The sequence below is a fragment of the Chryseobacterium sp. DT-167 genome (genome assembly GCF_058310155.1).
This window is the reverse complement of sequence record NZ_JBZEEQ010000128.1, coordinates 1-538: the sequence shown is the minus strand read 5'-3', so window position 1 is coordinate 538 and position 538 is coordinate 1. Positions and strand designations below refer to the sequence as shown.

Sequence of the window (538 nt, the reverse complement as noted above, 5' to 3'; positions counted from 1 at the left end):
CAACCGTTCTCTTCCTCTCGCGCCTGCATCCTCGTAAACGGGTGATGGCATTCGCCGAGGCAGCACGCCAGGTGATCGAGACCGGCGTGCGCGCCCGATTCGACGTAGTGGGACCGGACGAGGGGGATGCCGCCGAACTCGAGCGATTCATCGAGGACCACGATCTCTCCGACGTCTTGAGATACAGAGGCGCAGTGCATCCCTCGGAGACCATGTCGGTGATGTCGGGGGCTGCGGTGTTCGTGCTTCCGAGCTTCGGCGAGGTGTACCCGATGTCGGTTCTCGAAGCCATCTCCGCCGGTTTACCGACAGTCCTGACTCGAGACTCGGGTATTTCGAGCCTCTTGGAGCAGAACGGTGCCGCCGAGATAACGGACGGTTCCCCCGAGGCCATCCGAGACGCCGTGCTCACGCTGCTAACCGATCCGGCCCGACGCTCCTCCGTGGTCGAGTCGTCACAGACAGCGCTCGAACAGCATTTCAGCATCGGTGCCGTCGTCGACCGCCTAGAAGAGATCTACCGCGCATGAGACGCATA

Annotated in this window: 1 protein-coding gene; it reads left to right on the top strand. The window is 62.5% G+C overall.

What is annotated here, in order from left to right; genetic code table 11:
- A partial coding sequence (locus AC4FQ5_RS20110; protein ID WP_491146497.1) for a glycosyltransferase occupies window positions 1-530 on the top strand: 530 nt, incomplete at its 5' end.
- Window positions 531-538: the final 8 nt, after the last annotated feature.